This window comes from Flavobacterium frigoris PS1, from assembly GCF_000252125.1.
GTDB lineage: Bacteria > Bacteroidota > Bacteroidia > Flavobacteriales > Flavobacteriaceae > Flavobacterium > Flavobacterium frigoris_A.
The window spans coordinates 150,855-172,572 of record NZ_AHKF01000015.1 but is presented as its reverse complement, the minus strand read 5'-3'; the positions used below and the strand labels follow the sequence as shown (position 1 = coordinate 172,572).

General features: G+C 34.3%; 21 protein-coding genes. 10 read left to right on the top strand and 11 right to left on the bottom strand.

All coding sequences use genetic code 11. The features are described 5' to 3' along the window. The first annotated feature begins 46 nt into the window (after window positions 1–46). Complete coding sequence (locus HJ01_RS06115; RefSeq protein ID WP_007137457.1) at window positions 47–697, top strand: polysaccharide deacetylase family protein; 651 nt, start codon at window positions 47–49, stop codon at window positions 695–697. A gap of 17 nt (window positions 698–714) precedes the next feature. Here HJ01_RS06115 and HJ01_RS06110 read toward each other — a convergent pair whose 3' ends face one another. Together HJ01_RS06110 and HJ01_RS06105 are read right to left on the bottom strand one after the other, a co-directional pair. Then, complete coding sequence (locus tag HJ01_RS06110; protein WP_007137456.1) at window positions 715–1,011, bottom strand: thioredoxin family protein; 297 nt, start codon at window positions 1,009–1,011, stop codon at window positions 715–717. A 74-nt stretch (window positions 1,012–1,085) separates the two neighbouring features. Then, window positions 1,086–2,318, bottom strand: a complete 1,233-nt coding sequence (locus HJ01_RS06105; RefSeq protein ID WP_040473732.1) for a metallophosphoesterase — start codon at window positions 2,316–2,318, stop codon at window positions 1,086–1,088. A gap of 275 nt (window positions 2,319–2,593) precedes the next feature. Between HJ01_RS06105 and polA the strand changes: the two genes are divergently transcribed. Further along, a complete protein-coding gene (gene polA, locus HJ01_RS06100) occupies window positions 2,594–5,434 on the top strand; it encodes a DNA polymerase I (RefSeq protein ID WP_007137453.1) in 2,841 nt (946 codons plus the stop codon). A gap of 76 nt (window positions 5,435–5,510) precedes the next feature. On the opposite strand, the gene HJ01_RS06095 is transcribed toward polA, so the two are convergent. After that, on the bottom strand, window positions 5,511–6,536 hold the full coding sequence (locus HJ01_RS06095; RefSeq protein ID WP_007137452.1) for a LacI family DNA-binding transcriptional regulator: 1,026 nt from the start codon (window positions 6,534–6,536) through the stop codon (window positions 5,511–5,513). A 350-nt stretch (window positions 6,537–6,886) separates the two neighbouring features. On the opposite strand from HJ01_RS06095, the gene rplM reads away from it, so the two are divergent. The 4 genes from rplM to tsf all read left to right on the top strand — a co-directional run bounded on the left by rplM (window position 6,887) and on the right by tsf (window position 9,698). Beyond that, complete coding sequence (gene rplM, locus HJ01_RS06090) at window positions 6,887–7,342, top strand: 50S ribosomal protein L13 (RefSeq protein ID WP_007137451.1); 456 nt, start codon at window positions 6,887–6,889, stop codon at window positions 7,340–7,342. After that, the gene (gene rpsI, locus HJ01_RS06085; RefSeq protein ID WP_007137450.1) at window positions 7,342–7,728 is read left to right on the top strand and encodes a 30S ribosomal protein S9; all 387 of its coding nucleotides are present in this window, start codon (window positions 7,342–7,344) and stop codon (window positions 7,726–7,728) included. Before rplM ends, rpsI begins: the two co-directional genes overlap by 1 nt. A gap of 171 nt (window positions 7,729–7,899) precedes the next feature. Beyond that, window positions 7,900–8,736 carry a 30S ribosomal protein S2 gene (gene rpsB, locus HJ01_RS06080; protein ID WP_007137449.1) on the top strand — a complete coding sequence of 279 codons (837 nt, stop codon included), beginning with the start codon at window positions 7,900–7,902 and terminating at the stop codon, window positions 8,734–8,736. A 137-nt stretch (window positions 8,737–8,873) separates the two neighbouring features. After that, on the top strand, window positions 8,874–9,698 hold the full coding sequence (gene tsf / locus HJ01_RS06075; RefSeq protein WP_007137448.1) for a translation elongation factor Ts: 825 nt from the start codon (window positions 8,874–8,876) through the stop codon (window positions 9,696–9,698). Between the two features lie 80 nt (window positions 9,699–9,778). Here the strand turns inward: tsf and HJ01_RS06070 are convergent, their stop codons facing one another. Next, window positions 9,779–11,905, bottom strand: a complete 2,127-nt coding sequence (locus HJ01_RS06070) for a M3 family metallopeptidase (RefSeq protein ID WP_007137447.1) — start codon at window positions 11,903–11,905, stop codon at window positions 9,779–9,781. A gap of 124 nt (window positions 11,906–12,029) precedes the next feature. Between HJ01_RS06070 and HJ01_RS06065 the strand changes: the two genes are divergently transcribed. Next, on the top strand, window positions 12,030–12,605 hold the full coding sequence (locus HJ01_RS06065; protein WP_007137446.1) for a DNA-3-methyladenine glycosylase I: 576 nt from the start codon (window positions 12,030–12,032) through the stop codon (window positions 12,603–12,605). On the opposite strand, the gene aat is transcribed toward HJ01_RS06065, so the two are convergent. Further along, complete coding sequence (gene aat, locus HJ01_RS06060) at window positions 12,591–13,229, bottom strand: leucyl/phenylalanyl-tRNA--protein transferase (RefSeq protein ID WP_007137445.1); 639 nt, start codon at window positions 13,227–13,229, stop codon at window positions 12,591–12,593. The genes HJ01_RS06065 and aat overlap by 15 nt on opposite strands. 94 nt (window positions 13,230–13,323) lie before the next feature. Here aat and HJ01_RS06055 point away from each other — a divergent pair, with 94 nt between their 5' ends. Next, entirely contained in the window at window positions 13,324–14,055 is a 732-nt protein-coding gene (locus HJ01_RS06055; protein WP_007137444.1) for a phosphatase PAP2 family protein, read from the top strand. 54 nt (window positions 14,056–14,109) lie between these two features. On the opposite strand, the gene HJ01_RS06050 is transcribed toward HJ01_RS06055, so the two are convergent. Together HJ01_RS06050 and HJ01_RS06045 are read right to left on the bottom strand one after the other, a co-directional pair. After that, a complete protein-coding gene (locus tag HJ01_RS06050; RefSeq protein ID WP_007137443.1) occupies window positions 14,110–14,481 on the bottom strand; it encodes a DUF3127 domain-containing protein in 372 nt (123 codons plus the stop codon). 26 nt (window positions 14,482–14,507) lie between these two features. Next, window positions 14,508–15,383 (bottom strand): flavin reductase family protein, encoded by an 876-nt coding sequence (locus HJ01_RS06045; protein ID WP_007137442.1) that lies wholly within the window; start codon window positions 15,381–15,383, stop codon window positions 14,508–14,510. A 185-nt stretch (window positions 15,384–15,568) separates the two neighbouring features. Here HJ01_RS06045 and HJ01_RS06040 point away from each other — a divergent pair, with 185 nt between their 5' ends. Next, window positions 15,569–16,714: a sensor histidine kinase gene (locus HJ01_RS06040; protein WP_007137441.1), complete on the top strand. Its 1,146-nt coding sequence runs from the start codon at window positions 15,569–15,571 to the stop codon at window positions 16,712–16,714. Here the strand turns inward: HJ01_RS06040 and HJ01_RS06035 are convergent, their stop codons facing one another. The 3 genes from HJ01_RS06035 to greA form a co-directional block, all read right to left on the bottom strand. Continuing rightward, the gene (locus HJ01_RS06035; RefSeq protein WP_007137440.1) at window positions 16,715–17,875 is read right to left on the bottom strand and encodes a transglutaminase domain-containing protein; all 1,161 of its coding nucleotides are present in this window, start codon (window positions 17,873–17,875) and stop codon (window positions 16,715–16,717) included. 63 nt (window positions 17,876–17,938) lie between these two features. Then, complete coding sequence (locus HJ01_RS06030; protein ID WP_007137439.1) at window positions 17,939–18,328, bottom strand: HIT family protein; 390 nt, start codon at window positions 18,326–18,328, stop codon at window positions 17,939–17,941. 42 nt (window positions 18,329–18,370) lie between these two features. Further along, window positions 18,371–18,847, bottom strand: coding sequence for a transcription elongation factor GreA (gene greA, locus HJ01_RS06025; protein WP_007137438.1), 477 nt, complete (start codon window positions 18,845–18,847; stop codon window positions 18,371–18,373). 164 nt (window positions 18,848–19,011) lie between these two features. Between greA and HJ01_RS06020 the strand changes: the two genes are divergently transcribed. Then, window positions 19,012–19,425: a Rieske (2Fe-2S) protein gene (locus HJ01_RS06020; RefSeq protein WP_007137437.1), complete on the top strand. Its 414-nt coding sequence runs from the start codon at window positions 19,012–19,014 to the stop codon at window positions 19,423–19,425. Window positions 19,426–19,481: 56 nt separating this feature from the next. Here HJ01_RS06020 and HJ01_RS06015 read toward each other — a convergent pair whose 3' ends face one another. Then, a complete protein-coding gene (locus HJ01_RS06015) occupies window positions 19,482–21,689 on the bottom strand; it encodes a TonB-dependent receptor (RefSeq protein ID WP_007137436.1) in 2,208 nt (735 codons plus the stop codon). Between the last annotated feature and the right edge of the window lie 29 nt (window positions 21,690–21,718).

The window sequence follows — 21,718 nt, the reverse complement described above, 5'->3', positions numbered from 1 at the left end:
TCAAGATTATGCCACATTTTTTTTACTTTTAAACTAAAAAATAAAAATGGGGTTTTACTGGATAAAAACAAATTCAATCATCAAGAAAATATTTTCAAAGTATGTATGGGACATACCCAACAACGAAAATAAAATCTACCTCACGTTTGATGACGGACCTACACCCCAAATTACAGAGTGGGTTTTAGAACAGCTGCAACAACACAATGCCAAAGCCACTTTCTTTTGTATTGGGAAAAATATCGAAACGTATCCTTTAATCTTTACAAAAATAATTGATACGGGCCATTGCGTAGGAAACCATACTTTTAATCACTTAAACGGATGGAACACAAGCACAGACGAATACTCCCGCAACATTTTGGATTGTGAAAATTCGATTTCTAATTTGCTTTTGAAAGAAAGTAATAACACATCCAAATTGTTTCGCCCCCCATATGGAAAAATCAAATCCAAACAGGCAAAAGAAGTACTGAAACAGGGATACAAAATTATAATGTGGGATGTCTTAAGTGCAGATTTTGACCAAACAATCTCAACAGAGGTATGCTTGAGAAATGTGGTTTCAAATATAAAACCAGGAAGTATAATAGTTTTTCACGACAGTATGAAAGCATTCAAAAATCTTGAATATGTACTGCCTAAAGTTTTAGATTATCTGGACGAAAACAACTTTATCTATGAGACAGTTCGATAGGAATACAAAATAATAAATTACAATTGTTCTTGTACAATCCCAATAATAGTATTTGCGTCCAACTCGCCTGATTGTCTCCAAATCAATTGCCCTGCTTTATATATCATAAGCGTAGGAAGTCCTTTGATACGTAAAGCGTCAGCTAATTCTTGATTTTTATCCACGTCAATTTTAATGACTTTAGCCTTGTCACCAAGGGCAGCAGCAACATCTCTAATAACAGGATGCATGGAAACAGAGGATTCATTCCAGTCTGTGTAAAAATCAATTAACACAGGCACCTGTGCACTTATAAGTTCTCCAAATTTTGACATAATACCAAAAATTTAATTTTTAAATCTATTTAAAAATATAGACATTAATTTACAAATGTAGACTTTTTAACGAATTATGCCACATTCTTCCCTTTTTTTAGTTCAATGACAGTAATTTCAGGCATAATACCTACCCTTCCAGGGTAAGCATGAAAACCAAAACCTCTATTTACGTAAACATATCTCCCTAAATTTTCATATAAACCAGCCCATTGCGCATACACATATTGCGCTAAACTCCATTTAAAGTAACCCGGAATTTCAATTCCAAACTGCATTCCGTGCGTATGTCCAGAAAGCGTTAAGTGAAAATTACTTTCATGGTTTTTGATTTCATAATCCCAATGGCTAGGATCATGACTCATTAAAATTTTAAAATCTTTCTGATCTATACCTTGAGATGCTTTTTTAATATCCCCAGCTTTTTTAAAATTATGACCCCAATTTTCCACTCCAATTAATGCAATTTTATCACTCCCTTTTTCAATGTAAGTGTGCTCATTCAACATCAATTTAAATCCAATTTGTCCATAGAGATCCTTTATTGCCTCGAAATTATTTTCTTTATCTTTTTCAGTAGGCCAAGTAACATATTCTCCATAATCATGGTTCCCCAAAACAGAATATTTACCATATTCATGCTTTTGAATCCTATTAAAAGTCTCTATCCAAGGATGCATTTCTTTAGCATCCGTATTCACGATATCACCAGTAAACAAAATCATATCTGAATTTTGCTCGTTGACTAAATCAATAGCATAATTGATCTTATCAGGATTATCAAAACTGCCGCTGTGTACATCTGAGATTTGCGTTATCGTAAAACCGTCAAAAGCATCTGGTAAATCAGGGAAAAATATACGTTGCCTTATCACTTTGTAATTGTATTTCCCAACGGTTATCCCGTAAATTAAAGACATAAATGGAATCGCAGCTAAACCTAAACCTATTTGGCTAACAAATTTTCGTCTAGAATTAAGGAAAGCCACATTGTCATTTTCTAAAAAATAATTAACGGATCCAGAACCAATCCTAAAAATATCCTCCCCTAACAGCAATAAAGTCAGAATCATTTTTGGAACATAAACCACTAAAAGCAGCCCCATAGTGAACATAGTTTGCTTCGTCTGACCTACAGAACTGTCAAATTTCGTGAAGGAATAAACGATAAAAAGCAAAACGATCAAACTGACGACTTGGTAAGAAACTAAAATCCACTTTAACTTTACCAAAGTTTTTAATGCCTGAAACGCATATAGCTCGATTATAAGAAGAACAAAACTTAGCAAAAGTATACGGATAACCATTTTAAATATTTTTTTTGGCAAAATAACAAATTAAGGAACTATTATGAGTTTATATTAATCAATATTTAACTAAAATCGCACCAAATTTCATTTGTCAGGTTCGCATTCTTTAAATTCCGATACAAGCAATAGCATTTCTACCTTTATACCGCAAGCCCAAATTGAGGAAATTGACAAAGTAAAAACTACTTCTATCGATTATTAGAAATATCAAAATCTGTCACTTCTTTATCTTTTAAGTTTTGTACTTTTGAAATCTTTTCAAATTCACAATTATGTCACAACAAAAACGTCTTTTTCTTCTTGATGCTTACGCTTTAATCTTTCGTGGTTATTACGCCTTTATAAAAAACCCTAGAATCAATTCCAAAGGAATGGACACTTCGGCAATTATGGGGTTTATGAATTCCTTAATGGACGTAATAAAAAGAGAAAAACCAGATCATTTAGCGGTCGCTTTTGATAATGGTGGAAGCCAATTAAGAAACGAAATTTTCCCAGAGTACAAAGCGCATCGCGATGCAACTCCTGAAGCTATTAAAATTGCTGTACCTTATATACAAGACCTTTTACGTGCTATGCACATTCCTATTATAGAAGTAAAGGGCTACGAAGCGGATGACTTAATAGGAACCATTGCAAAACAGGCCGAAAAAGAAAACTACAAAGTATTTATGGTTACTCCTGATAAGGATTTTGCACAATTAGTATCTGAAAACATTTTCATGTATAAACCTGCCCGAATGGGTAATGGCATTGAAATTTGGGGCGTTCCTGAAGTTTTAAAAAAATTCGAGATAGAAAGACCCGATCAAGTAATTGATTTTCTGGGTATGATGGGAGATGCCGCCGATAATATTCCTGGACTTCCCGGCGTAGGTGAGGTTACCGCGAAGAAGTTCCTAAAAGAATTTGGAACCATGGAAAACCTTTTAGCAAATACTGACAAGCTAAAAGGAAAAATGAAGGAAAACGTTGAAGCGAACAAGGAGAAAGGACTTTTGTCTAAAACATTAGCAACCATACTTCTTGACTGTCCGGTTGTTTTTAACGAAACTGATTATGAATTATCAACTCCAGATGTTGAGAAAACAGACGCTCTTTTTAACGAGTTGGAATTTCGAAGAATGGCAGAACAGTTTGATGCCATTTTCAAAAAAGGCGGAACAGCCACAATGAACACTGCCATTGAAGAAACTAAATTATACAAAAGCCCACAACCAAAAAGTGAAGAGCAATTTGACCTTTTTGCAAGTGCAATACCTAATGAAAATGTAGATGCCACGCATCACCAATATTACAACACATTAGAAAACACAGAACATTCGTATCAGATTATCCAAGGCGACTTGGGTGTAAAATTGCTTTTGCAAAATTTACTGAAACAAGAATCCGTTTGTTTTGATACCGAAACTACAGGATTAGATGCATTACATGCTGAACTTGTTGGTATTTCGTTTTCATTCGAAAAAGGAAAAGGATTTTATATTCCCTTTCCAGAAAATCAAGAAGAAGCTCAAGTTTTGATTAACAAATTTATTCCTTTTTTCGAAAATGAATCAATTGAAAAAATTGGCCAAAACTTAAAATACGACCTTAAGATCCTTGCTAATTATAAAATTAATGTAGAAGGAAAGCTGTTTGATACCATGATTGCTCATTATCTGATCAATCCAGACATGCGCCATAATATGGACATACTATCTGAAACCTATTTGAAATATTCTCCAAAATCGATTGAGACCTTAATTGGAAAAAAAGGAAAAAATCAAAAATCGATGCGTGATGTAGATTTAGAGGAAATCAAAGAATATGCAGCAGAAGACGCTGACGTCACCTTTCAGCTAAAGCAACTATTTTCTGTTGAATTAGAAAAAACAGAGACCAAAAAACTCTTTGAAGAGATTGAAATTCCTCTGGTAAAAGTCTTGGCCGATATGGAAAAAGAAGGTATCAGGCTAGACACTGATTTCCTGAAGTCATTATCACATGATTTAGATACTGACATTAAAAAACTAGAAACTGCTATTTATGAAATTGCAGGAGAAGATTTCAACTTAGCTTCGCCAAAACAACTCGGCGATGTTTTATTTGATAAATTGAAAATTGGCGGAGCCAAACAAAAAAAGACAAAAACAGGACAATATGCCACTGGCGAAGAAGTTTTAAGTTATTTAGCTAATGAGAATCCAATCGTAAAAGACATTCTTGATTGGCGCCAATTAGTAAAACTTAAAAACACCTATGTTGATGCTTTGCCAAATCAAGTAGATCCTGTTACCCTGAGAGTGCATACTGATTATATGCAAACCGTAGCTGCAACGGGACGTTTGAGCTCTAACAACCCTAACTTACAGAACATCCCTATACGTACAGAACGAGGACGACAAATAAGAAAAGCATTTGTAGCAAGAGACGAGAACTATACTTTAGTATCTGCCGATTACTCGCAAATAGAATTACGCATCATTGCCGCATTGAGTGGTGAGGAAAATATGATAAAAGCATTTTTGAATAATGAAGACATTCATAAATCTACTGCTTCAAAGGTATTTGACGTTCCATTGGAAGAAGTTACCAGAGAACAACGTAGCCACGCAAAAACGGTAAACTTTGGAATAATATATGGAGTTTCTGCATTTGGACTTTCAAATCAAACAGATTTATCACGTTCTGAAAGTGCAGCTTTAATTGAAGCTTACTACAAAACCTATCCAAGATTGAAATCATACATTTCAGAGCAAATTGATTTTGCAAGAGAAAACGGATATGTACAAACAGTTTTGGGTCGTCGTCGTTATTTAAAGGACATCAATTCACAAAACGCAATAGTTCGTGGTGGAGCAGAGCGGAATGCGGTTAATGCACCAATCCAGGGAAGTGCAGCCGACATCATCAAAATTGCGATGATTAATATTCACGAAAAATTGATTTCAGAAAATTACAAAAGCAAAATGCTGCTTCAAGTTCATGATGAACTTGTGTTTGACATTCACAATTCAGAACTAGAAAAAATGAAAGAGATGATCAAATACGAAATGGAAAACGCCTTTAAACTAGAAGTTCCTTTAGATGTAGAATTAGGAGCTGGTAAAGATTGGCTGGAAGCACATTAATATATAGAACCCAAAAAAAAATCCACTCCAATTAAGTAAAGGAGTGGATTTTTTTATATCGAAGATATATATATGATTATAATTTCCTAGTCGTTTCTCTTTCTTTTAATTTAGTTTTGATGACAACCGTACCGTAAGGTTTATTTTCTTCGTCAGACTCTAATCTATCAATAAGTAATCTAGCTGCAACTTCTCCAATTTCTACACCGTGTTGACTAACCGTAGTTAAACTTGGAGACAATCTTCTGGAAGCAAGTATCCCATCGGCAAAACCAATAATAGAAAGCTCCTCTGGAATTTTACTTCCTTTTTTAAGGCCGTATTTCAATGCCGCCACAGAATCACTTTCCTCTAAAGCAAAAATCCCATCAATTACTTGGTCTTCAGCAATTTCTTGAATTCTAAAATTTAAATCATCTTCTGAATCTGTACGAAGAATTATATCCTCATTCACAGCAATATTATTATCCTTTAGTGCTTTCAAATACCCCTGTGTTCTCAATATTCCAACACTTAAATTATCAACTGAAGAAAATAAAGCTATATTCTTACAACCTAAATCTATTAATTGTTGAGTGGCGTTTAATGCCGAATCAAAATCATCTACAACCACTTTATCGCAATCTATACCCTCTGCTATTCGATCAAACATTACTATAGGAGTACCGTCATTAATAATTGAAGCAAAATGATCATAATCGTGCAGCTTTTGCGCTTCCTCAGAAACAGAAAGGATAAATCCGTCAATAGTTCCATTACTTAACATTTCAAGAGTATGCGCTTCTTTGTCCAATGACTCATTAGAGATACACATAATAACATTATACCCCTTTTCATCAGCCACTTTTTCTATACCACTAAATACTTTGGCAAAAAAAGAATTAAGAATATTCGGGATGATAACGCCTATTGTTTTTGTCTTTCTATTTTTAAGATTCAAACCGATGACGTTAGGTTTATAATTTTTTAACTTCGCATATTCCTTGATTTTTATTTTTGTTAAATCACTAATTTCAGGACTATCATTAAGTGCTTTTGAAACTGTAGAAACAGAAACATTAAGTTCTTTGGCAATTTGTTTAAGAGTTGCTTTGACTTTCATAGTTAAGTATGTATTGACTTTATTAGTAATTTATAGGGACCAAAGGTTTTGCTGCCCAACAATATAGTACGACTATAGCATCAAAAAAGCAATTCTCCACTTTACAGTTGGGGGTCATTAAATCGCAAGATAAAATATTATATTCGATAACAAAAGTAATATAAAAATAGAAAGTCTCCATTAACAATAATTCTAAAAGAGAAGCAACGCATGATATCTGAAATATACAATTGATAATCAGAGACAAAACATCTAAAAATTATTCTTTTCAAGGTATTTGTATTTAAAATAATTAATTGTACTTTTGCATCCCCTTTAATGGGGATGGAATGTTTAATTTAAATAATATTATGGACGCATTAAGCTACAAGACACAATCAGCAAGCAAAGCCACCGTTACAAAAGAGTGGATTGTTGTAGATGCTGATGGGCATAACTTAGGACGTCTTGCATCAAAGGTCGCAATGATCCTTAGAGGTAAGTACAAGCCAAGTTACACACCGCACGTTGACTGTGGGGATAACGTAATCGTTATCAACTCAGAGAAAATCAACCTTACAGGTAACAAAATGGACGAGAAAATCTACATGCGTCACACAGGTTACCCAGGGGGACAAAGAACTTTAACTGCTAAAGTATTGCAATCAAAAAATCCTGCATTACTAGTAGAAAAAGCAGTAAAAGGAATGTTACCAAAAAACAAAATTGGTGCTGAACTTTTCAGAAATTTAAATGTTGTTGTTGGTTCAGAGCACAAACAAGGTGCACAAAAACCAAGAACAGTTAACCTTAACGATCTTAAGTAATGGGAGTTATTCACAAAATCGGTAGAAGAAAAACCGCTGTTGCACGTGTTTATGTTTCGGAAGGAACAGGAGTAATCACTGTAAACAAAAAAGAATTCGCGACTTACTTCCCAACAGCTACTTTACAGTACAAAGTTATGCAACCTATGTCTATGACAGAAAATGCAACTAACTTTGACGTAAAAGTAAACGTTCACGGAGGTGGTTCAACTGGACAAGCAGAAGCTGTAAGAATGGCATTAGCACGTGTTATGTGTGAAGTAAATGCTGAAAACAGACTAATCTTGAAACCAGAAGGTTTATTGACAAGAGATCCAAGAATGGTTGAACGTAAGAAATTCGGTCAAAAGAAAGCTCGTAAGAAATTTCAATTCTCGAAACGTTAATATTGCCTGTCTTGAATACATTTATTCAAGACTCATTGAATTTATTATTGAATTTAAAACAATGTTGTTGTTGCCTACCGAGGTAGGAATTAGTTTAGCATCTAAATGTATTTAGCCGAGCAATCGCCATTTATACATTGCTAATCAACAGAACGTAAACTAGTACAAAAAATGTCAAACAAAGTAGAAGTAAAAGAATTACTAGAAGCAGGTGTTCACTTCGGACACATGACTAGAAAATGGGATCCAAACATGGCTCCGTACATTTATATGGAACGTAATGGTATACACATTATCAATCTATATAAAACTGCAGCAAAAATTGAAGAGGCTAATGAAGCTTTGAAAAAAATCGCTGCATCAGGTAGAAAAATATTATTTGTTGCTACCAAAAAACAAGCAAAAGACATCGTTGCTGAAAAAGCAAAAGCTGCAAACATGCCTTACATCACTGAAAGATGGCCTGGTGGAATGCTAACTAACTTCGTAACTATCCGTAAAGCTGTTAAAAAAATGGCTACTATTGATAAAATGAAGAAAGATGGTACTTTCATGACACTTTCTAAGAAAGAGCGTTTACAAGTTGATCGTCTTCGTGCTAAATTAGAGAAAAATTTAGGTTCAATTTCTGATATGTCTAGATTACCAGCTGCATTATTTGTAGTAGACATCAAAGCTGAACACATCGCAATAAAAGAAGCTCAAAAATTAAACATTCCAGTTTTTGCAATGGTTGATACTAACTCTGATCCTCGTGAAGTAGAGTATGTAATTCCATCAAATGATGATGCTTCTAAATCAATCGATAAAATTTTATCTTTAGTTACAGCTGCAATTGTTGAAGGACTTTCTGATAGAGGTTCTGACAAAGAAGCTGATGCAACTGCAGAAACAGTAGCAGCTCCAGCGGCTGAAAAAGTAGCTCCAGTAGCAACTGAAACAGCAGCTCCAGCAGCTGAAACAGTGGCTCCGGCAACTGAAGCAGCAGCTCCAGCAACTGAAGAATAAAACAACATTTTAAATTCCAAATTTTAAATTCCAAGTTCCATATAAAAATTAGAAACAATAAGTTGATAATTTGTTAAAATTGGGGTTTGGGATTTAAGAATTGGAATTTTTACTTTTAACCTTAAAAAACAACACATATGGCAACTATAACTGCTGCAGACGTAAATAAATTAAGAACAATAACTGGTGCAGGAATGATGGACTGCAAAAAAGCACTAGTTGAAGCAGAAGGAGATTTTGATTTAGCTATCGAAAACCTTCGTAAAAAAGGACAAAAAGTAGCTGCAAACCGTTCAGATAGAGAATCTACTGAAGGTGCTGCGATTGCTGTTGTAAATGCTGACAAAACTGCTGGTGTAGTTATCACATTAAACTGTGAGACTGACTTCGTAGGAATGAACGAAAGCTTTGTAAAAATGGCTACCGAAATGGCTAACCAAGCATTGCACTTTGATACCAAAGAAGCATTTTTAGCTTCAGATTTCAACGGAATTACTATTGCTGATAAATTAATCGAGCAAACAGGAGTTATTGGAGAAAAATTAGAAATCAGAACTTTCGAAAAATTAGAAGGTGCTTTTATCGGATCTTACATCCACTCTGGAAACAAAATCGCTACTTTAGTTGCTTTATCTGCTGCACCTGCTGGAGCTGAAGAAGTAGCTAGAAATATCGCTATGCAAGCTGCTGCAATGTCTCCTATCGCATTAAATGAAGAGGGTGTTGATGCTGTAACTATCGAAAAAGAAATCGAAATTGCTAAAGACTTACTTCGTCAAGAAGGAAAACCAGAAGCAATGTTAGACAATATTGCTAAAGGTAAATTAGCTCGTTTCTTTAAAGACAATACTTTAGTAAACCAAGATTACATTAAAGACAACAAATTAAGTGTTGCTAACTACGTAAAATCTTTAGATAAAGATCTTATCGTTACAGGATTTAAAAGAGCTGCTTTAGGTTAATCCTGATTTACTTCTAAAATACAAAAAGAGCGATTTGAATTTCAAATCGCTCTTTTTTTTATCACACATTTTCTGAATTATTATTTTGCTTCCACTTTAAAAGAATCAAAACCTCTAGATCTCATTAAAGCATCAGTTTTAGGGTCACGTCCTCTAAAACTTCTATACGCGTCTCCCTGATCAGTCGTGTTTCCAACACTAAAAACGCTATCGTAAAGCCTTTTCGCCACTTCCTTGTCATAAGGACCTTTCCCTTCGGTAAAAGCCTCGTATGCGTCTGTACTGATCACATCAGACCATAAGTAACTATAATAGCCTGCTGCGTAACCATCACTTGAAAATATATGTCCAAATTGAGGAATTCTATGACGCATTACAATTTCGTTAGGCATATTCAGTTGACTTAAAGTTTCATGCTCAAAATCAGTAGGATCAATTAATGTATCTCCAGCTAAATGCAATTTCATATCTACTAATGAACTAGCAATCGTTTCAACTGTTGAGAATCCCGAATTAAAAGTAGATGCTTTCTCAATACGCTCCACTAAAGCCATCGGAATTGGTTCATTAGTTTTATAATGCAAGGCAAACTTGCTCAATACTTCAGGAGTTTCAAGCCAACGCTCTAAAATTTGAGACGGAAATTCCACGTAATCTCTAGCAACTGCAGTTCCGGCAAGACTAGGATAATTCACATTGGAGCACAATCCATGAAGGGCATGACCAAACTCATGAAATAAAGTTGTCGCGTCTGACCAAGAAATTAAAACAGGCTCATTGTCTGCCCCCTTAATAAAATTACTATTGTTAGAGACGATTGTCAAAACGGCACTATCCATTTTTTCTTGATTTCTATATGCATTCATCCAAGCTCCAGAACGTTTTCCTTTTCGAGCATAAGGATCAAAATACCAAAGACCAACGAGCTTCCCTGTTGTTTTATTAGACACTTCCCAAACTCTTACGTCAACATGGTAAACAGGAACATTGGAAATCTGCTTGAATTGCAAATCAAATAATTCACCAGCAACCCAAAACATACCTTCTCTCAATTTCTCCAACTGCAAGTATTCCTTGATAACATTCTGATCTAAATCGTATTTCTCTTTTCTTACTTTCTCTGAATAATAACGATAATCCCAAGGTGAAATTTTAAAATTACCTCCCTCAGCATCAACAATTTCTTGCATCGCTGCCACATCTTTATGTACCTGTGCAACTGCAGGTTCCCATACCGACATCATTAAATCCATGGTACGCTCAGGAGTTTTAGCCATTTTATTACTTAAGTTCCAATGTGCAAAAGTAGGAAAACCAAGTAATTTAGCTTTCTTAGCTCTTAGCTGTAAAGTTTTAACAAGGGTTGACTTATTGTCAAATTCATTATCATTATCACCTCTTTTAACATACATACTCCATACTTTAGCCCGTAGCTCTCTATTAGTGCTAAAAGTAAGAAACGGATCCACAAACGAACGTGTATTACCGATAGCACCAAGGACACTCAAATTTCTCTCCTTAGCCTGAGCCATCGCAGCTTTCTTCAAACCTTCTGGTAAACCGTCAAAATCGCCTTGATTGATTAGAGCCACATATTGATTATTTTCCTCAGCTAATAAATTTTGACTGAACTTAGAAAAATAGCCTGCTAATTCGCTATTAATTTGAGCCACTTTTTCCTTTGCTTCAGGATCTAAATTTGCTCCCTCTTTGACAAAGTTGGTATAATTTAACCAAATCAACCTTTGTTGCTCAGTACTTAACTTGCCTTTGTCAGGAGAATTGTACAAGCCTTCAATTCTTTTGAATAATTTTTTATTTTGATAAATTTTACTTGACAAAGATGCTAATATTGGCCCCATTTCTCTTTCAATTGGTCCAAATTCAGGACTATTCATATTCGAAGAATAAATCCCATAGACTGTCATGACACGCTTAAAGTCCTTACCAGAACGTTCCATCTGAGCAATTGTATTTTCAAATGTCGCGGCCTTCGGATTATTAGCAATAGCATCAATCTCATCTAGACGTTCCTTAATCGCAACATCAAAGGCAGGTTTAATTTGCGAAATATTATATTCATTAAAAGCAGGAACACCACCATACGGTCCAATCCATTTTTTGAGCAAAGGATTATTTGAACCTCCCTGAGCGCTAACACTTAATATTGTTGAACTAATCATTAAAACTGTTATTATTTTTTTCATATTAACATGGTATTATACTTGTGTACTTTTGGCTGCTAAATTTAATTAAAAAAACCTAAGCTACAGTCCAATTTGCCATAATACTGATTGGTTTTAATATCTTTGAAAATATAAATAATTAAAAATGGAAAACAAAACAAGATGCGGTTGGTGCTTATCGAGCGACTTATATAAAGAATACCACGACCAGGAATGGGGAACTCCCGTTTATGATGACGCCACCTTATTTGAGTTCCTTATCTTAGAGACATTTCAGGCTGGACTAAGCTGGATAACTATCCTAAACAAAAGAGAGAATTTCCGCATAGCATTTGACAATTTCGACTATAAAATAATTGCTAAATATTCTGAGGAAAAAATTCAAGCACTTTTATTAGATACGGGAATCATTCGAAACAAATTAAAAGTCCGTTCAGCCGTTTCAAATTCAATTGCCTTTATGGAGATACAACAAGAATTTGGAAGTTTCTCTTCCTATATTTGGAATTTCACCGATGGACAACCTGTCATAAACAATCCTAAAACCCTAAAAGACGTGCCTGCCACCACTCCCCTTTCGGACGAAATCAGCAAAGATTTAAAAAAACGCGGCTTCAAATTTGTTGGCTCTACCGTTATGTACGCCCATATGCAAGCGACAGGAATGGTGAATGACCATATTGAAGATTGTTGGAAAATGACAGCGTTATTGAACTCGTAAAATTTGCATAAAATCATCCCGTTCGATTTCTCTACATCCCAGACTTTCCAGATGCGGATTGTAAACCTGACAGTCCAAAAGCTTATAATTAGCTACCTTTAGATGATTAACCAAATGAATAAATGCGACTTTAGAAGCATTGGAAACTTTAGAAAACATACTTTCACCGCAAAACACATGACCTAAATCAATACCATACAAACCTCCAACTAATTCATCATCTTGCCAAACCTCAACGGATTTAGCAATGCCTAATTCATGCAAATTACAATAAGCTTCAATCATATCATTAGTTATCCAAGTCCCTAGTTGACCATCTCGCTTAATGTTTTGACAATTTGAAATGACATCTCTGAAATTTTGATTGAATGTAACTTTAAAAGAATTTCTATTTAGAATGTTCCGCATACTCTTAGACACAACCAATTCCTCAAGAAATAAAACCATTCTTGGGTTAGGTGACCACCAAGTAATGGGTTCGCCATCTTCAAACCAAGGGAAAATCCCGCTTTTATAAGCTAATTGTAATCTATCAACAGACAAATCACCACCTAAGGCTATAATTCCTGAAGAATGCGTTTGAGAAATCGCTGGAAAAAATAAAGCTTCAGATAAATAATACATTCTTTTTTAAACTAAAAATTAAATCAATACTCTTAAATTTGGTAAAACTAATTCACTTCAAAAATCAATTAGTCCATTTTATAAAGACACTACAATGAAATTCAAATTAATTCTACTCGTTTTTACATTAATTATTACACAAATGTATGGACAAAAAGCGGATAGTTTAAAGTTATCAAAAAAACTCAGCTACACCTCATTTATAGTACCAACTGCTTTTATTGTAAGCGGCGCTATTCTTCTGAACTCTGAGTTTAATAATGATATTCAAACAAAAACAAATTCTATTTTTGGTTCCGGTTTCAGATCACAAGCTGATAATATATTCCCTCTTGTTCCTATTGGACAAATCTATTTAGGTAAATATTTAGGATTTAAACCCAAAACTGATTTTAGAAATCAAACTGTAAACATATTCCTCGCCAATACCGCTACTTTAGTTGTGGTTGAAATAACTAAAAGCTTAGCCAAAAAGGAACGTCCGGACAAATCTAATAATTTAAGTTTTCCTTCTGGACATTCGGCAATTGCTTTTACAAATGCTACACTTTTATATTATGAATATAAAGACGACAATTTTTGGTATGCCAGCAGTGGTTTCCTTTTTGCTGGAGCAACAGCCGCTTTTAGAATTGCCAATGACAAGCACTATGCCTCAGATGTACTTACTGGTGCCGGAATAGGTATGGCATCTGGTATTTTATTTTCACATATTAACCCATTGCAATCCTTTAGAATATCAAAAAAGAAAAAAGCAACTGCTTTAATCTACCCACAATTAGGCACTCAAATAGGCTTTGGCGCCATCATAAACCCCAATTTTTAGCATAAAAAAAGCCTTGAAAATTTCAAGGCTTTTTTTCAAAATCGATACTTTTAATTAAAAAGGCAAATCATCCGGCTCTTCTTCATTTAAGTTTGTAGCTGGAGCAAATGCCTGAGCAGCAGGTATAGGAGCTGAAGGAGCTTGTGCTTCATTAGCTAACTTTTCGATTCTCCATCCTTGTATGCTATTAAAATATTTAGCTTCCCCTTGTGGGTTAACCCATTCTCTACCTCTTAAATTGATTGATACTTTTACGTCTTCACCAATGTTATAATTATTCAACAAATCACATTTGTCTTGAGTAAACTCAACCATAATATGTTGAGGATATTGTTCATCTGTTGTAACAACCAATTCTCTTTTTTTAAATGAGGCGCTAATTTGTTGTTCTGGATTGACAACTTTAATTTTTCCTGTAACTTCCATCTTCGTTATTTTAATTGTTATTAAGATTATTTTTTTGCCAGAAGCACCTTCCATGCAGAAAGGACATCATTATCATTTAAGTATTTTTTAGCTTCTAAATGAACTTTTTCAACGTCATCTGAGCTTAAAACTGCTTTTATAGAAAAATTTTGTTTTACAAATATACTAACTTCTTCTGTCGTAGGCAAGGCTTCTATGTTTCCTAATTTCCCTAAATCATTTCCGTCAAAGACAGTACTTTCCTTTACATACTTGGGGATTGCATCCACACCAATTCCTAGAGTCGATAGGGGTTTTGGCACTTCAAACAAACCTTGATTTGACCTTGAATACCAATTACCACCTAATCTCGACACTAAATCGATTTTATGCTGATCAATAGCTCCGTTTTCATCTAAAACAGACTCGTCTATATGAATTTTTACTACTTCACATAGAATCAGATTCCCTGCGCCACCTTGTTTTCCTAACGGGATAATTTGATTGACTTTACATTCAAACTGAACCGGAGATTCCTTAACTCTAAATGGTTTCACTAAATCTGAAGCAACTGCTGTTAAACCAGATTTCTCAAACTCATTCACACCATCTGCATATTCTGTACTGGCCAGTGAGGTTTGTTGTACCAAATCAAAGTTTACCACATTAATTACCACCTCTTTCGTAGCCTCACAATTGATCAAAGTATGTTTAATCGAATTATCGCGAACACGTCTTGCTGGCGAAAAAACAAGAATAGGAGGATTAGCGCTAAAAACATTAAAAAAACTAAAAGGAGATAAATTTGGATTTCCATCTTCATCAACTGTACTTGCAAATGCTATTGGTCTAGGTCCTACAGAACCTTGTAAATAGCCCTGCAATTTAGCCGTTTCTATACTTTTTGGATCGATGCTAATCATAGTTGTTTAGTTGTTAATTATTATCATGACTCGATTTGCAAAAGTAAGGAAATGGTTTTACTATAGAAAGAGTGAGGAATCATTTAACGCGAAAAACATTTTCATCACACAAAAAAATGCCTTTTAGTCCCAACTAAAATAATCCTATTAATATTTCGTTATATTTATACCTCAAAATCTCATTTATGCAGTTTTCCGAAAGAAAAAACACAACTCGTTGGATCATAATTTTCGCTTCATTTTTGATCATTTCACTAATCCTTTGGAACACCTATACTTTTTTTCAAATATTCAAAAATGAAGAACGTTTAAAAATGAATCTTTGGGCAAACGCCCAAAAAACACTTATTAATGCGGGTGAGAATACTGATGTTGAACTTCCACTGCAAATTTTTAGCAACAACACTTCTATACCCATAATTCTGACCGAGCATGACAGTATCATAAATACTGTCAATATTGATGAGGAAATTGTAATACACGAGCAAAATGCCGCTGCTTTTTTATTCGATTTAAAAAATGAAAATGACCCCATTGTTATCGAATATGTCCCTGGAAAATTTCAAAAGCTGTATTATGGAAATTCGGCATTACTCAATAAGCTTAAATATTACCCTATAGCATTACTGCTCATTATCGTATTGTTTGCAGCCTTAGTTTATTATTTTTACAGGAGTACTAAAATAGCCACACAAAATAAACTATGGGCCGGAATGGCTAAAGAAACCGCACATCAAATAGGCACACCGCTTTCTTCACTGATAGGCTGGGTCGAAATACTAAAAGCGGACAACGTTGAAGAATCTACCACTTTAGAAATCGAAAAAGACATCGACCGATTATTAACCATTACGGATAGATTCTCAAAAATAGGCTCAGAACCGATTCTAGAAAACAAAGACATCGTAGAAGAAACAATACAATCTTATAATTATCTTCAATCCCGTTTTTCCAAACAAGTTACTTTTACATATAAAGGCCCAGAAGCTCCAATCTACGTAATGCTCAACCCTACACTACATAGTTGGACGATTGAGAATCTTGTGAAAAATGCTATAGATGCGATGAAAGGTAGAGGCCAATTAGCTTTAGAAATCCAACAGGAAAACCATTCTGTAAAAATTAATGTTTCTGATAGCGGAAATGGAATTCAGAAAAATCAATTCAAATCCGTATTTGAACCGGGATATACAACCAAAAAAAGAGGTTGGGGCTTAGGACTTTCTTTAACAAAAAGAATAGTTGAAGAATATCACAAGGGCGCTATAAAGGTCCTTCATTCTGAAGTTGGAAAAGGAACTACAATGCAAATATCGTACAAAGTAAAATAATCAATTCCTGATTTTAAAATTACTTAGCATTACTTTCCTTCCTATTGAATTCTTACTTAAGTATTCCATTAAAAATTGTTCTTGCTCTTCCGTTTGCATCAATGCAGTTGCTATTGATTTTTTCAAATTAGATAAGCTTCCAGTGTTTTCTTTACCTACGATTCCAATATTGTAAACATCAGTTTCGCATTTTTTAAATTTGCCCTTCACATTCTGAATCCAATTTCTCATCTCCTCATCAGATTGAGCTGGTTTGAACTTTTTAAATCTATAAATAATAAAATCATTTAGAAGAAAAATATTTTCATTATAACTAGTATACAAAGCATTCAATTTTTCTATATTTTTATTTTGAGTATAAACCCTAAATGCTTCTTTTTTATATTTGTATTGTTCAATAACCAGTGCATTTAGCAGTCCGTTTTTCTCAATTCTTTCAGAAGATTCAAATGCCTTATCACTATCTCCCAAAGACTGATATCTCGTTATTTCTTTTTCAAAATCAAGCTGCTTTTTAGAATTCAGTGGTTGTCTTTTACCTTCTAAAAATTCTTTGTTGGTTAAGGGTAAATCTAGAAACTGCCAGATATAATCAAAAGGCATATGTGACGCAATTAATACATTAGGTTGCACCTTAAAATAGGAATTGTTTAATTTTTTAAAAAACGTATTATTATTTACATAACCAGCTCCCCAAGTTGGGTCAAATAAATACCATTTTTTGTCAATTTTTGCAGCACACCAGGCATGAGATAAGTTGGCGACCTTTCCATTCTGCTTTGTAAAACCTTCAATCACATAACAGCTTACTCCCATTTTATTAGAAACATCATTAAAAACTTCGGCATAATGGCTACAAACGCCCTTTTTAGTCCTTAGTACATCGTCAATTCTATCTTGAGTCGTTTCATTGACATTTGGCGTAAGCATTTTAGACACATCATAATTAATATTTGAAGCTGTCCAATAAAACAGTGCACGAATTTTTTCAGCCTCTGTTTTAAAATTTGAAGAAATATAGTTCGCTATAGCAATTGTTGAATTACTATCTTGAGTCGGTATTTTATCCATTTTAGAATCAATGCCTGCAAATTCATTTTTAGCTTGGGAAAAACTTAAAAGAGATAAAAATAAGCATAGAGACAAAAAAGTAGCTCTCATATAATTTCGATTTTTTCATAAAAAAAACACGATAATCGTGTTTTTTTTATGGTGTCATTTTGATTAAAAATTCAATTGAATACTTCTTGCAAGATTTTCAAATTCTTCTTTTGATAAAGTAACTTTATTTTGAAAACGCATTTCATCCATTTCATTAAGTGGAATCAGATGAACATGTGCGTGCGGCACTTCAAGACCGACAACTGCCATACCCACTCTTTTACAGGGAACCGTCTTTTCTATGGCGATGGCTACTTTTCTTGAAAAATGCATCAACCCTAAATAGTGAGCTTCATCCATATCAAAAATCTTATCTACTTCAAACTTGGGTATACATAACGTATGTCCTTTTGCATTAGGATTCACATCTAGAAAGGCCAAATAATTATCGTCTTCGGCAATTTTATAACATGGAATTTCACCGTTTACGATTTTCATAAAAATTGAACTCATAAGCTAAATATTAAATTGAATTATAGGTAGTTTGTTATACTTTTAGTCACGTGAAATTTCTAAAATCTCAAACTGCAACACTCCGTTTGGAACTGTAATTTCAGCGACATCTCCTACTGATTTTCCTAGTAAACCTTTCCCAATTGGAGAGGTTACAGAAATTTTTCCAGTTTTCAAATCCGCTTCACTTTCGGCTACTAATCTGTATTTCAACTCCATGCCATTAGCCTGATTTTTAATTTTCACATTCGACAAAACCAAGACTTTAGATACATCAAGATGTGTTTCGTCAATTAACCTTGCGTTAGAATGAACCTCTTCTAATTTTGCAATTCTCATTTCGAGCATTCCTTGTGCTTCTTTTGCAGCATCGTACTCTGCATTTTCAGACAAATCACCTTTATCTCTTGCCTCAGCTATATCTGCAGACGCTTTTGGACGCATCACACTTTTCAAATAATCTAATTCTTCTCTTAATTTTTTTAAGCCTTCTGCTGTGTAATAAGATATTGCGCTCATAGTTTCATCGTTTATGTAAATAGAAAAAATCCCATCAGGACGGGATTTCTTTCCACAAGAATATTATTGTTTTATTTTTGTCTATAATTATATGTTAATCATATTTAATTCAAAGTTAAATAAATTAAATTTGTTTAACTAATACTTTTAATTTATTTTAATTAATGAAAAAACACCTCCTCATATTCATTGTATTGACCTTATTTTTGGGCTGTAGCGACAGTAGTTTTAACAATAAAAATCCTTACATACCCAACTATACTTTTACAATAGACATCAATATGAATTTACCCGCATATTCGAACTTGCAATACCCTAGCAATGCTATCTATTATTCTGGTATTGGCACTAAGGGAATCTATATATTTAATACAGGAAGTGGTTACAATGCTTTTGATGCAGCTTGTCCTAATCAAGTAATTAGCAGCTGCTCTACTATGACGCTAAAAGGCATTAATTTGATTTGTCCTTGCGACAGTGCTGAATACAGCTTATTTACAGGCCAGGGTGGCTCACAATACCCCCTAAAACAATATCGTGTTGAAGTGAATGGAAATGTGCTTCGCGTTTATAATTAACATAAAAGCCCGAAAGTAAAACTTTCGGGCTTTTTAAGGTATAACAAATTTTCAATCTAAAACTTCAATGTCAATCCAACAAGGAAGTTAATTCCTGCCTGAGGATAATACCCAGCTCCTTCAATTGTTGTGATTGCCGGAGGATTTGAGTAATCATCATCATAAGTAAAGAAATAACCGTTTGAAACATACTTGTAATCAAAAACATTATTGACTAATCCCGTTAATAGTATCGATTTGAAAACCGATCTAGGTTTGAACTCATAAGAAACATTGACATCGTTTACAAAATAAGACTTCAATTTAGAACCCTCTGAATCTATATTTCCCATATATTGCTCTCCAACAAATTTAGATAATAATGAAATTTGAAAACTAGTTACAGGCAAAAAAGTAATAATATTCCCCGCGATAAAATCAGGAGAATACGCAATGTTAGTGTTACCCAAAGCGGTTAATACGCCGTCTCTTTCAAAACGAAAATCTTTATTTTTATTAGTACTTATGGTAACATTTGGACGTATAATTAAATTGTCTAAAACTGCAATTGTCGCGTCAAGCTCCAAACCTAAACGATAACTATCTCCACTATTTTTACGAATCGGAGCACCTATATCATCTAATGCTCCAGTTAAAATCAATTGGTCTTTATAGGCCATATAATAGACATTCGCATTCAACTTCACTTTTGCTGTGTTATGACGCAATCCAAATTCAAAATCATTTAATTTTTCGGGTTTTGGACTTCCATTTTCATAATCCGTTCTGTTAGGTTCTCTATTGGCTCTTGCATACGAAGCATACAACTGATTGTTGTCATTAATTTCAAAATTTAATCCTGCTTTTGGGTTAAAGAAATTAAAGTTGTCATTGACTAATCCTGTTTCAGGGCTATCAGCTTTGTAATGGACGTTTCTCACTTGCAAATCACCATATAGACTTAGCTTATCCAATATTTGATAATTTGCTTTTGCAAAAACATTACCATCCATTTTAGTTGCAACATCATCATAATAATGATCTCCCAATTCAGATGTTGATGCATATCGAGCCCAAATCACTTTCCCAAAATGGCTACCTTCGTACTTATTATATCCTCCACCTAGAATTACATCCAACTTTTCGCTTTTGTAATTGGCAGAGAATGTGGTTCCATAGAAATCATTATCCAACCACTTCTGACGCACAAGATCTGTAGTCGTTACCGAACCAACGGGAAGCAAATTATAATCGGCCATATCAGCATCCTCTTTGTAATTTTCGTAGTAACCTTTGCCTTTGGTATAATGGAAAGCGAGATTTGTATTCCAATTTTCAGAAATTCTTTCATTCCAATGTAATTGAGAATGATCTTGTTGGTAATTATCGGTTTCATTATTATAAAATCGGGTGTTTCCAGATTCATCCGTAAAAATTCCCGCTGAGTTAAACGTTCTATCACTGATAACAGTTTCGGCGTCAATACCATTCCAAGATTGGTAGGTTTTTTCATTTCCTCCAAAGACTAAAGCTTTTATCAATGTAGTCTTGCCTACATAGGTCCCTTGCAGAAAATATGATTTCAAATCAGAACTGGCACGATCAATATAACCGTCAGATTTCAATGCGGACAATCGTCCCGCTAATTCAAAGTGATCATCCATCAAACCCGTACTAAATTTCACCGTATGTTTTCGGGTATTGAAACTTCCGAAAGAATTCGAAATTTCCCCGTTGCTTTCTTTAGTATAACTATCCGTAAGCATGTTCAGGCTTGCTCCAAAAGCACCAGATCCATTAGTGGAAGTACCTACCCCGCGCTGCAACTGCACACTTTCTAGGGAGGAAGCAAAATCTGGCATGTTGACCCAGTAGCTGCCGTGACTTTCTGAATCGTTATAAGGAATTCCATTGATAGTAACATTCACACGAGTAGCATCGCTACCACGCACCCGAATTCCGGTGTATCCCACTCCGTTTCCAGCATCTGATGTTGTCACTACAGATGGCAGGTAATTCATCAGAATAGGAATATCCTGACCTAAATTTCGAAATTTAATTTCCTTTTTGTCTAAATTACTAAAGCTGACAGGCGTTTTTGTCGTGACCCGCACTGCCGAAACCAGCACCTCATCAAGCTGATTTACTTGTGTAGTGTCTTTGACTTGTGAAAAAGAAAAAAAAGAAAAAAGAAAAAAGAAGATAATAGATAGACGAGTCGAGAGTAAGTTTGACCGTTTCGTCTTTGTGCCTTTGCGGCTAATAAAATTAAATAAAGTATTCATCCGTAAATAAGATTACGAATAAAAGGGGG

Coding starts and splice junctions, on each gene's coding strand:
- HJ01_RS06115 (WP_007137457.1), top strand. CDS start 47: ATGGGGTTTTACTGGATAAAAACAAATTCAATCATCAAGAAAATATTT.
- HJ01_RS06110 (WP_007137456.1), bottom strand. CDS start 1,011: ATGTCAAAATTTGGAGAACTTATAAGTGCACAGGTGCCTGTGTTAATT.
- HJ01_RS06105 (WP_040473732.1), bottom strand. CDS start 2,318: ATGGTTATCCGTATACTTTTGCTAAGTTTTGTTCTTCTTATAATCGAG.
- polA (WP_007137453.1), top strand. CDS start 2,594: ATGTCACAACAAAAACGTCTTTTTCTTCTTGATGCTTACGCTTTAATC.
- HJ01_RS06095 (WP_007137452.1), bottom strand. CDS start 6,536: ATGAAAGTCAAAGCAACTCTTAAACAAATTGCCAAAGAACTTAATGTT.
- rplM (WP_007137451.1), top strand. CDS start 6,887: ATGGACGCATTAAGCTACAAGACACAATCAGCAAGCAAAGCCACCGTT.
- rpsI (WP_007137450.1), top strand. CDS start 7,342: ATGGGAGTTATTCACAAAATCGGTAGAAGAAAAACCGCTGTTGCACGT.
- rpsB (WP_007137449.1), top strand. CDS start 7,900: ATGTCAAACAAAGTAGAAGTAAAAGAATTACTAGAAGCAGGTGTTCAC.
- tsf (WP_007137448.1), top strand. CDS start 8,874: ATGGCAACTATAACTGCTGCAGACGTAAATAAATTAAGAACAATAACT.
- HJ01_RS06070 (WP_007137447.1), bottom strand. CDS start 11,905: ATGAAAAAAATAATAACAGTTTTAATGATTAGTTCAACAATATTAAGT.
- HJ01_RS06065 (WP_007137446.1), top strand. CDS start 12,030: ATGGAAAACAAAACAAGATGCGGTTGGTGCTTATCGAGCGACTTATAT.
- aat (WP_007137445.1), bottom strand. CDS start 13,229: ATGTATTATTTATCTGAAGCTTTATTTTTTCCAGCGATTTCTCAAACG.
- HJ01_RS06055 (WP_007137444.1), top strand. CDS start 13,324: ATGAAATTCAAATTAATTCTACTCGTTTTTACATTAATTATTACACAA.
- HJ01_RS06050 (WP_007137443.1), bottom strand. CDS start 14,481: ATGGAAGTTACAGGAAAAATTAAAGTTGTCAATCCAGAACAACAAATT.
- HJ01_RS06045 (WP_007137442.1), bottom strand. CDS start 15,383: ATGATTAGCATCGATCCAAAAAGTATAGAAACGGCTAAATTGCAGGGC.
- HJ01_RS06040 (WP_007137441.1), top strand. CDS start 15,569: ATGCAGTTTTCCGAAAGAAAAAACACAACTCGTTGGATCATAATTTTC.
- HJ01_RS06035 (WP_007137440.1), bottom strand. CDS start 17,875: ATGAGAGCTACTTTTTTGTCTCTATGCTTATTTTTATCTCTTTTAAGT.
- HJ01_RS06030 (WP_007137439.1), bottom strand. CDS start 18,328: ATGAGTTCAATTTTTATGAAAATCGTAAACGGTGAAATTCCATGTTAT.
- greA (WP_007137438.1), bottom strand. CDS start 18,847: ATGAGCGCAATATCTTATTACACAGCAGAAGGCTTAAAAAAATTAAGA.
- HJ01_RS06020 (WP_007137437.1), top strand. CDS start 19,012: ATGAAAAAACACCTCCTCATATTCATTGTATTGACCTTATTTTTGGGC.
- HJ01_RS06015 (WP_007137436.1), bottom strand. CDS start 21,689: ATGAATACTTTATTTAATTTTATTAGCCGCAAAGGCACAAAGACGAAA.